At 32.3% G+C, this 14816-nt stretch carries 14 protein-coding genes; 5 read left to right on the top strand and 9 right to left on the bottom strand.

The genetic code is table 11. The features are described from left to right. Positions 1-32 precede the first annotated feature (32 nt). The 9 genes from rpsR to dnaA form a co-directional block, all read right to left on the bottom strand. A complete protein-coding gene (gene rpsR, locus HZY91_RS10040) occupies positions 33-266 on the bottom strand; it encodes a 30S ribosomal protein S18 (RefSeq protein ID WP_197116121.1) in 234 nt (77 codons plus the stop codon). A gap of 23 nt (positions 267-289) precedes the next feature. Next, positions 290-862, bottom strand: coding sequence for a single-stranded DNA-binding protein (ssb, locus tag HZY91_RS10045; protein ID WP_197116183.1), 573 nt, complete (start codon positions 860-862; stop codon positions 290-292). A gap of 37 nt (positions 863-899) precedes the next feature. Further along, a complete protein-coding gene (rpsF, locus tag HZY91_RS10050) occupies positions 900-1199 on the bottom strand; it encodes a 30S ribosomal protein S6 (RefSeq protein WP_197116122.1) in 300 nt (99 codons plus the stop codon). Positions 1200-1351: 152 nt separating this feature from the next. After that, positions 1352-3979: a DNA gyrase subunit A gene (gyrA, locus tag HZY91_RS10055; protein ID WP_197116123.1), complete on the bottom strand. Its 2628-nt coding sequence runs from the start codon at positions 3977-3979 to the stop codon at positions 1352-1354. 40 nt (positions 3980-4019) lie between these two features. Continuing rightward, complete coding sequence (gene gyrB / locus HZY91_RS10060) at positions 4020-5939, bottom strand: DNA topoisomerase (ATP-hydrolyzing) subunit B (protein ID WP_197116124.1); 1920 nt, start codon at positions 5937-5939, stop codon at positions 4020-4022. Next, positions 5920-7065, bottom strand: coding sequence for a DNA replication/repair protein RecF (gene recF, locus HZY91_RS10065; RefSeq protein WP_197116125.1), 1146 nt, complete (start codon positions 7063-7065; stop codon positions 5920-5922). The genes gyrB and recF overlap by 20 nt, the downstream gene beginning before the upstream one ends. 10 nt (positions 7066-7075) lie before the next feature. Beyond that, positions 7076-7306 (bottom strand): S4 domain-containing protein YaaA, encoded by a 231-nt coding sequence (gene yaaA, locus HZY91_RS10070; RefSeq protein WP_197116126.1) that lies wholly within the window; start codon positions 7304-7306, stop codon positions 7076-7078. Between the two features lie 201 nt (positions 7307-7507). After that, the gene (gene dnaN, locus HZY91_RS10075) at positions 7508-8656 is read right to left on the bottom strand and encodes a DNA polymerase III subunit beta (protein ID WP_197116127.1); all 1149 of its coding nucleotides are present in this window, start codon (positions 8654-8656) and stop codon (positions 7508-7510) included. A 157-nt stretch (positions 8657-8813) separates the two neighbouring features. Beyond that, positions 8814-10157: a chromosomal replication initiator protein DnaA gene (gene dnaA, locus HZY91_RS10080; protein WP_197116128.1), complete on the bottom strand. Its 1344-nt coding sequence runs from the start codon at positions 10155-10157 to the stop codon at positions 8814-8816. A gap of 520 nt (positions 10158-10677) precedes the next feature. Between dnaA and rpmH the strand changes: the two genes are divergently transcribed. From rpmH to treP, 5 genes are all read left to right on the top strand, one after another. Further along, entirely contained in the window at positions 10678-10815 is a 138-nt protein-coding gene (rpmH, locus tag HZY91_RS10085) for a 50S ribosomal protein L34 (protein ID WP_197116129.1), read from the top strand. 127 nt (positions 10816-10942) lie between these two features. Beyond that, complete coding sequence (gene rnpA / locus HZY91_RS10090; RefSeq protein ID WP_197116130.1) at positions 10943-11290, top strand: ribonuclease P protein component; 348 nt, start codon at positions 10943-10945, stop codon at positions 11288-11290. Positions 11291-11307: 17 nt separating this feature from the next. Continuing rightward, positions 11308-12141, top strand: a complete 834-nt coding sequence (yidC, locus tag HZY91_RS10095; RefSeq protein ID WP_197116131.1) for a membrane protein insertase YidC — start codon at positions 11308-11310, stop codon at positions 12139-12141. Positions 12142-12161: 20 nt separating this feature from the next. Then, entirely contained in the window at positions 12162-13142 is a 981-nt protein-coding gene (gene jag, locus HZY91_RS10100) for an RNA-binding cell elongation regulator Jag/EloR (protein ID WP_197116132.1), read from the top strand. A 153-nt stretch (positions 13143-13295) separates the two neighbouring features. Beyond that, positions 13296-14804: a PTS system trehalose-specific EIIBC component gene (gene treP / locus HZY91_RS10105; RefSeq protein ID WP_197116133.1), complete on the top strand. Its 1509-nt coding sequence runs from the start codon at positions 13296-13298 to the stop codon at positions 14802-14804. Positions 14805-14816: the final 12 nt, after the last annotated feature.

Below are 14816 nucleotides of genomic sequence, written 5' to 3' on the forward strand. Positions count from 1 at the left end.
CAAAAGCCATCTCAAATGAGATGGCTTAAAATTTAATCTTGAACTGTAAATGGTAATAAAGCCATTATACGAGCACGTTTAATTGTTGCTGTTAAAGTACGTTGGTGCTTAGCACAAGTACCTGTTACTCGGCGTGGTAATATTTTACCCTTTTCTGAAATGAAACGTTTCAGTAATTCAGTATCCTTATAATCAGGATGATCAATATGATTTGCGCAGAAATAACATACTTTTCTTCTGCGTCTTCCGCCACGACGTTGGGCCATTCTATTTCCTCCTTAATATTAGATTAAAACGGTAAATCATCCTCTGATATATCTACCTTTTGGCTATCAGCACCAAAAGGATTTGTATCAGCTTGGCTGAAGTTTTGATTAAAATCAAAATTTGAATTATTAGATTGTTGATAATTTTGCTGATTCCGATTGCTATTGCTATTGCTATTAGAATATGGTTCTCGAGTGTCATTATTATCATTCTGATAGTGGCTACCAGAGTTGAATGAAGCTTGAGTATCTCCTACAGGTCTTTGATCGGTAACTGACTTAGGTTCCAACAAATGAAAATTATTTACAACAACCTCTGTCACATAAACTCGTTGACCTTGTTGATTCTCGTAATTTCGAGTTTGAATTCTTCCTTCAATTCCAATTTGTGATCCTTTACGTGTAAAGTTTGCTAAATTTTCAGCAGCTTTTCGCCAGATCACGCAATTTATAAAATCAGCTTCACGTTCACCTTGCTGATTAGTAAAACTACGATTAACGGCTAGAGTAAAGCTACCAACAGCTGTTCCAGAAGAAGTAAAACGTAAATCGACTTCCTTAGTTAATCGACCAACTAATTGTACAGTATTCATAATCCGCACCTCCTACAAGTGTTTCACGTGAAACAATCAACTAATCCTCAATTTTTGTTATCATATGGCGTAAGATATCACGGTTGATTCGCGCTAAACGATCAAACTCGTTAATTCCGTCAGCATTATCTGCGTTTACAGTGATTAAGTGGTATATACCTTCACGGTAATCATTGATTTCATATGCTAAACGTTTCTTAGCCCAGTCTTTTGATTCTACAACTTCAGAACCCTTATCCGTTAAAATTTGATCGAAACGAGCAATTAATTCTTGCTTAGCTTCATCGGTCATATCAGGACGAATAATGTATAAGATTTCATATTGTGTTGCTTGATTCATGACTGCACCTCCTTTTGGTCTATTGGCTCTTATGAGCAAGGAGTAAGTAGCAAAATGCTATTAACTCACATTGCTTTATTTTAACACTTAGCTCAAATATATGCAAGAAAATAATAAAAATGAGCGGTTTTAAAACCGCTCATTTTTATTCCTTAATTATTATTATTTTCTTCCTCAATATTTTCATTCATAGAACGATCTAATAATTTTTCAACTTGATCCTGCTGACTTTGTGACAAATCCTTTTCAGAATGTGTCATCAGCTCTTCCTCTTGGATATGGTTTGATATTTCCTTCTCGACAATAGCTTCTGTTTCTTCCGCTTCTTGAGAATTTTCTATAATAGCGATCTTACTCACGTAACTTTGACTATTTAATTTAATCACTTTTACTCCTAAAGTAGCACGTGCAGACACAGAAATAGATTTGACATGAATACGGATCATAATTCCTTCGTTTGTCATTACTAATAAGTCTTCATCACCTGATACGGAAACAAGACCGATTAGTTTACCACTTTTCTCGCTAACATTAACCGTTTTGACACCTTTTCCACCACGATTTTTAACAGTATATTGATCAGCATCTGTCCGTTTCCCATATCCATTTTCAGTTACAACTAATATTTGTTTATTATTATCTAGTATGCTGGCTCCAATTACGTCGTCTTGTTTACGTAACTTCATCCCTCGAACTCCGGATGCCGTTCTTCCCATCGATCTTGCATCAGTTTCTTTGAAAGTGACTGCATAACCATTAGAAGATCCAATAATTATATTTTGCAAGCCATCTGTCATCAAAACATTCATAAGTTCGTCTTCTTCGCGCAATTTGATTGCAATTAAGCCGTTTGTCCTAATATTAAAATATTCACTCGTCTTTGTTCGTTTAACGATGCCTTTTTTCGTCACAAAGAATAAATACTCTTCATCTTCTCCTGCTTCTCGTTTTACATTTACAATTTCACGAACATATTCATGTTCTTCAAGATTTAATAAATTCACAATCGGTAAACCTTTTGAAGTTCGACCAAACTGAGGAACATCATATCCTTTAGTACGATATACTTTTCCAAGATTAGTAAAGAAAAGCAAAGTATCATGAGTTGTAGCTGTCACTAAACTTTGAATAGAATCTTCGTCTGAAACTCCCATACCTTTAACCCCGCGCCCCCCACGATTTTGGACATGAAATTCATCCTCAGTAATTCGTTTAATATAACCTGAAGTAGTTAAAGCAATGATAATATCTTCTTCATCAATTAAATCTTCATCCTCTAAACTTTGTATTTCTCCCGCTTGAATTTCTGTACGTCTAGGATCATTGAAACGTTTTTGAATATCTCTTAACTCATCATAAATTATTTCATAAATACGCTCTTTCGAACCTAATATTTCAGTTAATCGAGCAATCAACTCTTTCAAATCAGATAGTTCTTGATCGATCTTTTCTCTTTCAAGTCCTGTCAATCTTACTAAACGCATATCAAGGATTGATTGAGCTTGAACATCTGTGAATTGATATTGACTAATTAACTCTTGCTTAGCCATTTCAGAATCTCTAGACGAACGAATAATACTAATAATTTCATCGATAACATCTAAAGCTTTCTGTAATCCCTCAAGAATATGAGCCCGATCTTCTGCCTTTCTCTTTTCAAATTTTGTTCTTCTTGTTATAACCGTTACTTGATGAGCCAAATATTTTTCAAGAATTTCTTTTAAATTGAGAATTTTTGGCACTCCAAAATCAATTGCTAACATATTAATTCCAAAATTTGTCTGTAAGGCTGTTTGTTTATATAAATTATTAAGCACGACATGCGCAGATGTATCCCGTCTTATTTCAACAACAACCCTCATACCTTCACGACCAGATTCATCAGCAATATAAGTAATACCTTCAATTCTTTTATCTCTTGCTAATTCTGCAATTCTTTCTACTAATTTAGCTTTATTAACACCATAAGGTAATTCCTTAATTAAAATTCTTTCTCGATCCATGTTTTGACCAAAATTCTCAATTTCAACTTTTCCACGAACAATAACTTTCCCTTTACCTGTTTTATATGCTCGACGAATGCCAGATTTACCAACAATAATACCTCCTGTTGGAAAATCTGGACCAGGTAAGACTTCCATTAATTCTTCAACAGGTGCCTCTGGATCCTTCATTAAAATTTGCAATGCATCAATTACTTCCTTGAGATTATGAGGTGGGATATTTGTCGTCATTCCTACAGCAATTCCCGATGCACCGTTTATTAAAATATTAGGAAAACGACTTGGTAAAACAACCGGTTCTCTTTCTTCTTGAGAATAATTATCTTGAAAATCAATCGTATCTTTATTGATATCTCTAAGCATTTCTAAAGTAATTTTTGCCATTCTAGCTTCCGTGTAACGCATTGCTGCCGCACCATCACCATCCACAGAACCAAAATTTCCATGCCCATCCACCAACATTTGACGATAAGAAAAAGGTTGAGCCATTCTAACCATTGCTTCATAAATTGCAGAGTCACCATGCGGATGGTATTTCCCCATAACATCTCCAACAATACGTGCTGATTTTTTGTGTGGTTTTTCAGGAGTTACTCCTAACTCATTCATTCCATACAGAATTCTTCTATGAACAGGCTTTAATCCATCCCTTACATCTGGTAAAGCTCTTGCTACAATAACAGACATCGCATAATCTAAGAAAGAGGTACGCATCTCATCTGGTAAATTAATTTCCTCAAAAGTTTGATTTTCTATATCAAAATTATCTTTTGTCATTTTAATATCCTTTCTAAAACTATCTCTTAATTATTCTTATCTATACATCAAGATTGCGTACATATACTGCATTTTGTTCAATAAATTCTCTACGAGGTTCAACCTCTTCCCCCATAAGCATTTCCATTATTTGATCTGCTTCAGCAGCATCCTCGACAGTCACTCTTTGCATTCTTCTATTTATGGGATTCATAGTCGTCTCCCACAGTTGATCATGATTCATTTCTCCTAGACCTTTATATCGTTGCAAAGAAAATCTTGTATCGGGATTTTGCGTTTGCCATTCTAATAGCTCTTCATCCGTATCTAAATAAAACTCTTTCTTACCAACTTTAATTTTATATAAAGGAGGTAAAGCTATATATACGTATCCTGCTTCAAGTAATGGGCGCATATATCTAAAAATTAAAGTTAACAGTAAAGTTCTAATATGAGCCCCATCTACATCAGCATCTGTCATTAAAATTAATTTATGATATCTAGCTTTGGAAATATCAAGATCTTCACCAAAACCAATCCCCATAGCTGTAAAAAGAGATCTAATCTCAATATTATTTAAAATCTTATCCATTGAAGCTTTTTCAACATTTAAAATTTTACCTCGAATCGGTAATATAGCTTGATACATTCGTGAACGGCCCTGTTTTGCTGAACCTCCTGCCGAATCCCCTTCAACAATATATAATTCACATTTTTCTGCATCTTTAGAAGAACAGTCAGCTAATTTACCAGGTAAATTGGCAATTTCTAAGCCAGATTTTCGACGTGTCATTTCTCGCGCACGTTTAGCTGCCATTCTAGCCTTAGCCGCTAAAATACCCTTTTCAATAATTAAGCGTGCGACTTTTGGATTTTCTAAAAGAAATTTTTCAAAATGTGCAGTAAATAATCGATCTGTCACAGTTCTTACTTCTGAATTTCCTAATTTTGTCTTGGTTTGACCCTCAAATTGTGGATCAGGATGCTTTACTGAAATTATGGCGGTCAATCCTTCTCGCGTATCTTCACCAGTAAGATTATCATCATTATCCTTAATAATATGAGTTTTACGACTATATTCATTAATAACACGAGTTAATCCTGTTTTAAATCCAGATTCATGAGTTCCACCTTCATGAGTATGAATATTATTTGCAAAAGACACAATATTTGTATGATAAGAATCGGTATATTGTATAGCTATTTCAACTGATATCCCATCTTGTTCTCCTTCGATATAAATGGGGTCCTCAAAGAGAGATTTTTTATTTTCGTTTAAGTAAGAGACATAGGATTTAATACCACCCTCAAATTGATAAGTATCTTTAGCTAATCTTTCTTCACGTAAATCCTCTAAAGTAATTTTAAGTCCTTTATTTAAAAAAGCTAATTCTCGAATTCTTTCATTTAATATTTCATATTTATAATCTGTAGTTTCTGTGAAGATAGTCGGGTCAGGAACAAAATTCACTTTAGTTCCTGTCTCCTCATTTTCTCCGATAACTGATAATTCTTTAACGATAGCTCCACGTTCAAACTTGATTTGGTGGATTTCTCCATTACGTGATACTTCTACAGTCAATTCAGAAGATAAAGCATTTACTACAGAAGCTCCTACACCATGAAGTCCTCCTGAAACTTTATAACCACCACCACCAAATTTTCCCCCTGCATGTAAAACAGTATAAACGGTTTCAACAGCAGGACGTCCTGTTTTAGATTGGATATCAATTGGAATTCCTCTACCATTATCCGTTACCGAAATTGAGCCGTTTTTTTCAATTGTTACTTCAATATGCGTACAATATCCAGCTAATGCTTCATCAATTGAGTTATCCACAATTTCCCATACTAAATGATGCAATCCAAGACTAGAAGTGGAGCCGATATACATACCTGGTCGTTTTCTAACTGCTTCTAGTCCTTCTAAAACTTGAATTTGATCTGCATTATATTGTGAATTATTTGGTTTTTCTAACATTCTGAATCGACTCCTTCTTTAATGTCCCTTGATTGATGCATATAATTTCTGAATTATTTAGATTTTGTAAATTTATATTTTCAATAGTTGCAGTTGTTAAAATGGTTTGAACCTTATTTTCAATCTGTTCCATTAAAATATTTTGACGATGATCATCTAGTTCAGAAAGAACATCATCCAATAATAAAACGGGATATTCTCCTGTTGATTTTTCAATAAGATGTAATTCTGCTAACTTAATACTTAATACAATTGTTCTTTGTTGACCTTGTGAAGCAAACTGTTGGGCTAAGTTATTATTGACATAAAATAATATATCATCACGATGAGGCCCATATAAAGTAACTGCTTGATCAATTTCTCTTGCTTTTACTTGATTAAATAATATTTCTAACTGTCTTTTTAAATTATCAAGTTCTGAGTAATCTAATTTAGAAGAGGAAGCTTTATATTCAATTCGTAATTCATCACGTTGATTTGAGAGAGAAAAATGAAGAGGGCGAGAAAATTCTTGTAATTCCTTAATAAAATTTATTCGATAATGAATAATTGAAGTAGCAGTTTCAATCAATTGTTCCGTAATAATATCAAAATAAACAGAGTCATATTTTATATTTTTTTGTTTAATTTGTTTCAAATAAGTATTTCTTTGCTTTAATATTTGATTATACTTTAATAGTTTTTGAAGATAAACAGGATGAAACTGTCCTAATTCACTGTCTATAAATTTTCTACGAATCCCTGGGGAACCTTTGACTAATTGCATATCTTCAGGAGAAAATAAAACCACATTTAATTTTCCAATAAATTGACTTAATTTTGATTGGTCAATATAATTATATTTCGCTATTTTACCTTTTGAACTTAAAATGATTTCTAAAGGAAATGTGAAAAGATTATTTTCTATTTCAGCAGAAATTTTTGCAAACTCCTGAGTCCATTGAATCATTTCTTGATCATGATTAGTTCGATGACTTTTAGCTAAGGATAACAAAAAAATCGCCTCAAGGAGATTCGTTTTTCCTTGGGCATTCTCACCAGTTACAATTGTTAAACCTGGGTGTAAATCAAGTGAAAGGGTATGATAATTTCTAAAATGAGTCAGTTCTAAATGCTTTATTTGCATATCCTATCACTTAGCCATCCTGTGCCAAAATTTTTACCTCAAGTTCCTCATTTGGGAATAAAATAACATCATTTGGATATAATTTTCTTCCTCTTCTTTGTTCTTCTTCTTCATTGACAAATACAAAAAACTCATTTAAATACCATTTAGCCATACCACCACTAGAAATTAGATTCACATTTTTTAACAATTGACCAAGTGTTATGAAATCTTCTTCAATTGTGACATCTATTTTTTGCATAGGTCACCTCTTACCTTAATTATTTCATATTAATTATACCCTTCTTAAGCTAGAAACTCAAATTTTTGAAGAATTTTAGCACTTTTAACGTTTTTAATTTATTTTAAGGTAAAAAGATACTTATACAAAAAAAGAGCTTAGAATTAATTTATTGGTTAAATAGAAAATCCTCTTAGGAATAAAAACCTAAGAGGATCTATCTTAATGTGTTCTAACAGGGGTTAATAGTTGTATTAATTCATTATGAGCACTTTCATTTTTTTCTAAACTAGATAAAAGCATCGGTCTAACTGGAGAATTAAATTGAATTTTAACTAAGATATCGCCAAAAGATCTCAAAGCATCTTTCATATAATCAGGATTAAACGAAATTTTAAGAGCTTCTCCATCAGCAGATTCATAATTAATTTCCTCTGCAACATTTCCAATTTCATTTCCTTTTACAGATAATTCAACTTTATTATTATCTATTTCTAAATGTACAATATTATTTTTTCCTTCATGTGATAATAACGATGCACGATCAATAGCTTGTAAAAAATCAGAGGCATTCACAACTAATTCTGTTTCGGTAGTAGTAGGTATTAATCGATCTGTTGCTGGATAATTACCTTCTAATAAACGAGAATATATAGTTATTTGGTCAAAATGAAAGATAATTTGTTGGTTTGCTACGCTCATGGTAAGTTCACTTTCATCTGGAACAATTTTTGCTAATTCACTCATTGTTTTTTTAGGAATGGTAATTGCTTCAAAACAAGTTTGTTCTTTTTCTAATTGGAGAGGTATTTGTCTTTGACTAAGACGATGGCTATCCGTTGCAACTGCTGTCAAAAAGTTCTCCCCTAAAACCAGATGTATACCTGTTAATACTGGTCTAGATTCTTGATTAGATGCTGCAAAAATAGTTTGATTAATCATTTTTTTAAAGGTTAAAGTCGGTAAAACAATTTGATTCTCAATATCAATTTCAGGTAATCGTGGGTATTCATTTCCATTAATTCCAATAATTTGAAATTCGGCATTACCTGAAGTAATAGTGGCAGTAAAGCGTTCATCGACATCAATTTCTACTTCATCTGTTGGTAATTTTTTTACGATTTCACTTAATAAACGAGCTGGTAAAACAATTTCACCTGTTTTTTCAATATTTAATTTAGCAATATCATCTGAAGTAGCTATAAATGATTCAATAGAAATATCAGCATCACTTCCAATTAAAGTAATACCTTGTTCAGATACAGCTAATTTAATTCCATATAAAATATTAATAGTTGTTTTTGAAGGTATAGCTCGTTGAACATTATTTATTTGTTGAGTGAAAATTGTTCGATTAATTGTAAATTTCATTGATGTACTCCTTTATAAATAATTATTTTATATATAAGTAATAATAGTAGGGGCTGTTAATTCTGGTGAAAAATCATTTAAAGTTATGAGGTAATGGGATTTATCTTGTTCTTAACCAGTTAATAAAAATGATATTTTGTTGAAAGTTATTAACAGGTTATCTGTTTAGTGATTTTTTCAAAATTTGTAAATCATGATTAAGAGCTGAATTTTCATTTTTTTCATCTGAAATTTTCTCATAGGCATGAATGACTGTTGTGTGGTTTTTGTTCCCAAAAGCTTCACCGATTTTAGGAAAAGAGAGTTCGGTTAATTCTCTCGTTAAATACATGGCAACTTGTCTTGCATGAACGATTTCTTTATTTCGTTTTTTTCCTTTAATTTCATCAATTGAAACACTATAAAATTGACTTGCAGTTTCAATAATATTATCCGCCGTAATGATACGCTCAGTATTATTTCCAAAAATACTTGATAAAGCTTCTGAGGCTAAATTACTTGTTATTTCTTTACCTTCAATTGCTGCGAAAGCAATAACTCGCATTAAGGCTCCTTCTAATTCTCGAATATTACTGTCAATATTACTAGCAATATAAGTAAGGGTTTCAGAATCAATATCTAACCGATCATTTGCAGCTTTTTTGCGTAAGATAGCAATTCGTGTTTCGAGATCTGGAGGAGTAATATCTGTGGATAATCCCCATTTAAATCTAGAAATTAATCGTTCTTCTAGATTATCAATATTATTGGGTAAACGATCAGAAGTTAATACAATTTGTTTATTATTGTTATATAGTTCATTAAAAGTGTGAAAAAATTCTTCCTGAGTAGCATCTTTCTTTGAAAGAAATTGAATATCGTCAATAAGCAAGACATCAATTTCTCGATACATTTCTCTAAATTGTTTTTGAGATCCATTCTGAATACTGGTAATAAAATCATTTACAAAGGACTCACTGGTGGCATATTTAATTTTAATGGAAGGATCTTTTCTATAAATTTCATTTCCTATTGCTTGCATTAAGTGAGTTTTACCTAAGCCTACACCTCCATAAATCAGAAATGGGTTATAGGTTTTTCCTGGACCATCACTTACGGCTAATGCCGCACCTGCTGCCATTTTATTATCTTCTCCAATAACAAAGTTCTCAAAAGTATAAGATGGATTCAGTTTTGAATCACTAAATTCTGGCAATTCAAGATCTGGTTCTTCATTAATATTTTTAGTAAGTGTTGATGAATTAAATTCTTCATCTTGATAAATTACAAAAATAGGTTCGTATTCCATTCCATAATGATCCCGACTGTATTGAAGCATATAATTTGCTAAATGGTTTTCCCAGTATTTTTTAGTCATGGGATTAGGGACAGCAATTGTTATCGATTGATTTCCAATACGAGTAGGTTTTGCTGGTTCAACCCAAGAATGATAAGAAGATGCAGAAAGAATATCTTTAAAATAACTGAGAGCTCCCTGCCAGAAGAGGTCTTTTTCATCCATTTGATCACCTCTTTAATATTTATTTGGTTAAAATTATTGTAGCATAAAGAAAGTTTTCCACAAACTTAAAATTGTGCAAGAGATATAATTCACATTTACTCATTTAACTTATAAACAAGTTTAAAAAAACAGTGGATAACTGGTTTCTAAAATAATAATTGACAATATTCTGTTGATGATTAGATAACCTTAAACATTATTATAAAGCTGTCTATAAAAGTTATCAACAATTAAATTATTGCTTGTTGATTACTATATAAACAAGGGGTAAACTGTTTATAAGTATTATTTTTTTTTGTGATTAACTAAAATCTTCAAAATTTATATAAACAGACTTTTTGTAACTTGTGGATATCTTGGGGAAGAATAAAATACTTCTATTTTAACTTATCCACAAAATAAAATGGAGTTGTGGATAAGTAAATAAATGTTCAATCCAAATAATACTTGACTTTATCTATCAAAGTCTTATAAACTATTCTAGTATTGTTTATATACAGTGAATGAGGAGGTGTATTGCATGTCTAAGAGAACATATCAACCAAAGAAACGTCAACGTAGTAAAGAGCACGGATTTCGCAAGCGCATGAGCACTAAGAATGGTCGTCGAGTTTTAAGCAAACGCCGTCTTAAAGGGCGCAAAAAATTATCTGCATAATTTACTTAAATAAGGGTTTCCGAGAGGAAGCCTTTATTTTTTATATTATTTTATTTATCAATTTCATTTCACTTGTTTTTTGATATAATGTAATGAGTGACTTTATCAAGTTAAATGAGGTATAGTATTGAAAAAGGAATATCGAGTAAAAAAAGAAGCTGAATTTCAACGCGTTTTTCATCAAGGAAATTCTGTGGCTAATCGTCAGCTTATTCTATATGTGTATTCAAAACCTGGACAGGATCATTTTAGGGTCGGATTATCAGTAGGTAAAAAGTTAGGAAATGCTGTTCATCGTAATCAGGTTAAACGTTATTTGAGACAAGCTCTACATGAATTGGAGAATAATATTAGATCTGATATTGATTTTTTGTTAATCGCCAGAAAAGATATCAATGATAAGTCATTTGAAGAAGTTAAAAAATCTATGATTCATGTCATGAAACTTGCAGGAATTATTAATTTTATTGAGTAATATTTAGGGAGGTCATAATGAAGAAAAAAATTAAATTGAATCGAATAGTAATATTAGCTTTTTTGATGGTATTATTAAGCGCATGCGGTAATATTAATGAACCTATTACAAGTGACTCTACAGGTATTTGGGATGGTATAATTCTGTATAATTTGTCACAGTTTATTATTTGGTTAAGTAATCTATTTGGTGGAAATTTTGCTTTAGGTATTATTTTATTTACAATTATTATTAGACTTTTATTACTTCCTTTAAATATTATGCAAATGAAGTCTCAGCGTAAAATGATGGAAATACAGCCTGAAATAGAAGCTATAAAGAAAAAATACCCAAATAAAGATAAAGATTCTTTAGAGAGAATGCAGGTTGAGCAACAAGCCTTAATGGAAGAACGAGGTGTTAATCAATTTGCAGGTTGTATTCCTTTATTATTACAATTTCCAATTTTAATGGCTTTATATCAGGCCATATCAAGAAATGAAACAATTCGACAAGGCCATTTTTTATGGATGAACTTAGGGGAACCGGATAAATTTTTTGTTTTACCAGTATTAGCAGCTCTTTTGACTTACTGGAATTCTTATTTAAATATGAAAGCTAATCCTCAGCAAAATATTAGTACTAAATCGATGTTATATATGATGCCAATTATGATTTTTTTCATTTCATTAGGTTTACCAAGTGCCGTTTCATTATATTGGGTGATCTCAAATTTACTTTCAGTTCTTACTACTTATGCGTTTAATAATCCAAATAAAATTATTGAAGAAAGACAATTAAAGCAGCAAGTAGAAAAAGAGAAAGAACGTCAATTGAAAAAAGCATTGAAAAAAGTAAAAAGTCGTCGTTAAAATCGAGAAGGAGTGTCAAAATGTTAGACCGTACATTAACTGTAAGAGCAGAAAGCGTGGATAAAGCGATTCAACAAGGTTTGCAACAATTAAATATTAGTGAACAAGATGCAGAGATTCGTATTATTAGTGAGGGGAAAAAAGGCTTTTTTGGCTTTGGAAAACAAGAAGCAGTCGTAAATATTACTGCAAAAACGGAATTATCAATGAAAGAAATTACTCAACAGTTGGAAAAGGAAGCAGGAATTTCTTCTGATTTACCTAAAGCAAAAAAACAATCTAAAACAGCTGATTACATTAGAAAAAATAATGAACAAGAAGCGTTAGAAAGTGTATCTGAAGTGAATGAAATTGAAGAAGTTGAAACATTCAATCAAGAAGCTGATATAAAGCAGAGTAATGAAAAAAATAATTTAGAAATAGAAGAAAAAAAGAAACAAGATGACGTTCAGAATTCTCTTGATCAAAAAGAAGCAACTAATTTGGTTAATAATATACAAAATTCAACAATGGAGCCAGTAAAAAACGAAGTAGTTAGTGAAAGTGAGCTAGATCAGGAACGAAATGCAATTTGTAGGTATTTAGAAAATGTTATTCGGGAATACGGTGCAGAAGCAGAAGTAAATTATGAAATGAAAGGTAATCAAATTATCTTCAATATTGAAACGGATAAATCTGGTCTTGTTATTGGTAAACACGGCAAAATTATTAATGCTCTGCAAACATTAGTTCAAGTTATGATTCATCGCCGTAATCGTCGTCGGATTTCTGTGATGTTGAATGTTGGAGACTATCGGGATCGTCGATTAAATGTATTAGAACAAATGGCACAGCGAACAGCTGAACAAGTATTAAAAACTAAGCAAACAGTTATTTTAGATCCTTTACCTGCTTATGAACGAAAGCAAATTCATGCTTATTTAAGTAAAATTGAGCATATTTCCACTCATTCTGAAGGAAAAGACCCTAATCGTTATTTAGTCGTAGATTACGAAGCATAATGAAAAACCAGCCAAATTGGCTGGTTTTTTAATTTTTTAATTAAATGAAAGAAATAAAAAATGTGAATATGTAAGCGTTGCATTAAAACCGGTTTCATGATAATATGCATTTAACAAGTTGTATAGACATGATCTAGAAATAGGAGGGATTTAATGGCGAATTTTGAGAAAGATGCTAAAGATCTGTTAGAGCTGATTGGTGGCGAAGAAAATATTAATGCGATGACTCATTGTGCAACTCGTATGCGTTTTGCTTTAAAAGATCCAGAAAAAGCAGATGTAAAAAATATTGAAGCGATACCATCAATTAAGGGGACTTTTACACAGGCAGGCCAGTTTCAAGTCATTGTGGGTAATCAAGTTTCAGAATTTTATAAAGAGTTTGCAAAAAACACATCGATTACTGAGTCCAGTAAAGAAGATGTAAAAGCTGCTTCTGAGACGAATCAGTCATGGTGGCAAAAAATTATGACATTTTTAGCAGAAGTGTTTGCACCTATAATTCCAGCTATCATTGTGGGAGGCCTTATCCTCGGTTTCCGTAACATATTAGAAGGTGTTGGTTTTGAAGCTTTAGGACAAAAAGTTGTTGAAGGGGTAGCTCAGACTAATGCAGATGGAAGTCCAGTTTGGAATACGATTGTAGATGTGTCAACTTTCTGGAATGGTGTTAATCATTTCTTATGGTTACCTGCTGAAGCGATTTTTCACTTTTTACCAGTTGGAATTACTTGGTCTGTAACGCGTAAGATGGGGACCACTCAAATTCTTGGAATTATATTGGGGCTTACTTTAGTTTCACCACAATTATTAAATGCTTATGGTGCAGCTGAAGCTTTAGCGGATGGAACAGTTCCTCAGTGGGATTTTGGTTTTGTTAAATTAGATATGATAGGGTATCAGGCTCAAGTTCTCCCTGCGATGTTTGCAGGAATTACTTTATCTTGGTTTGAAAAGTTCTGGAGAAAGCATGTACCAGAATATTTATCGATGATTTTAGTACCTTTCTTAGCCTTATTGCCGGCTGTTATATTAGCTCATACGGTTTTAGGTCCTGTGGGCTGGTGGATTGGTGATTTAATTGCTAAAGGTGTTACATGGGGGTTAACAGGTCCATTAAAAGCTATTTTTGGTTTCTTATTTGGTGCCTTGTATTCGCCACTTGTGATTACAGGTTTACACCATATGACCAATGCGATCGATACTCAATTAATTGCGTCAAATGGTGGAACGGTTCTTTGGCCGATGATCGCTTTGTCAAATATTGCTCAAGCCTCAGCAGTAGTGGCGTATTGGTGGATGACACGCCAAGATGATGAAGAATCACAAATTACGGTTCCTTCTTATATTTCAGCTTTTTTAGGTGTGACTGAACCTGCCATGTTCGGAGTCACTTTAAAATATGTTTATCCTTTTGTTGCAGCAATGATTGGCTCTGGAATTGCTGGATTTATTTCCACAGTTACAAATATTACAGCTAATTCTATTGGTGTTGGTGGCTTACCAGGATTTTTAGTGATTCAACAACAATCAATGCTTTGGTTTTTTATTGCGATGTTTGTAGCGATCGTGGTACCAATTATTTTAACTTTATCTTTTAAGAAAGCTAATTTCTTAACAGAAGCAGGCCTAGATTTTGATATTCCATTTTTTAATAAGTAAAGATTAGGGAGG

It is taken from the genome of Facklamia lactis (genome assembly GCF_015863205.1).
In the GTDB taxonomy this organism is placed as follows: Bacteria; Bacillota; Bacilli; order Lactobacillales; family Aerococcaceae; genus Facklamia; species Facklamia lactis.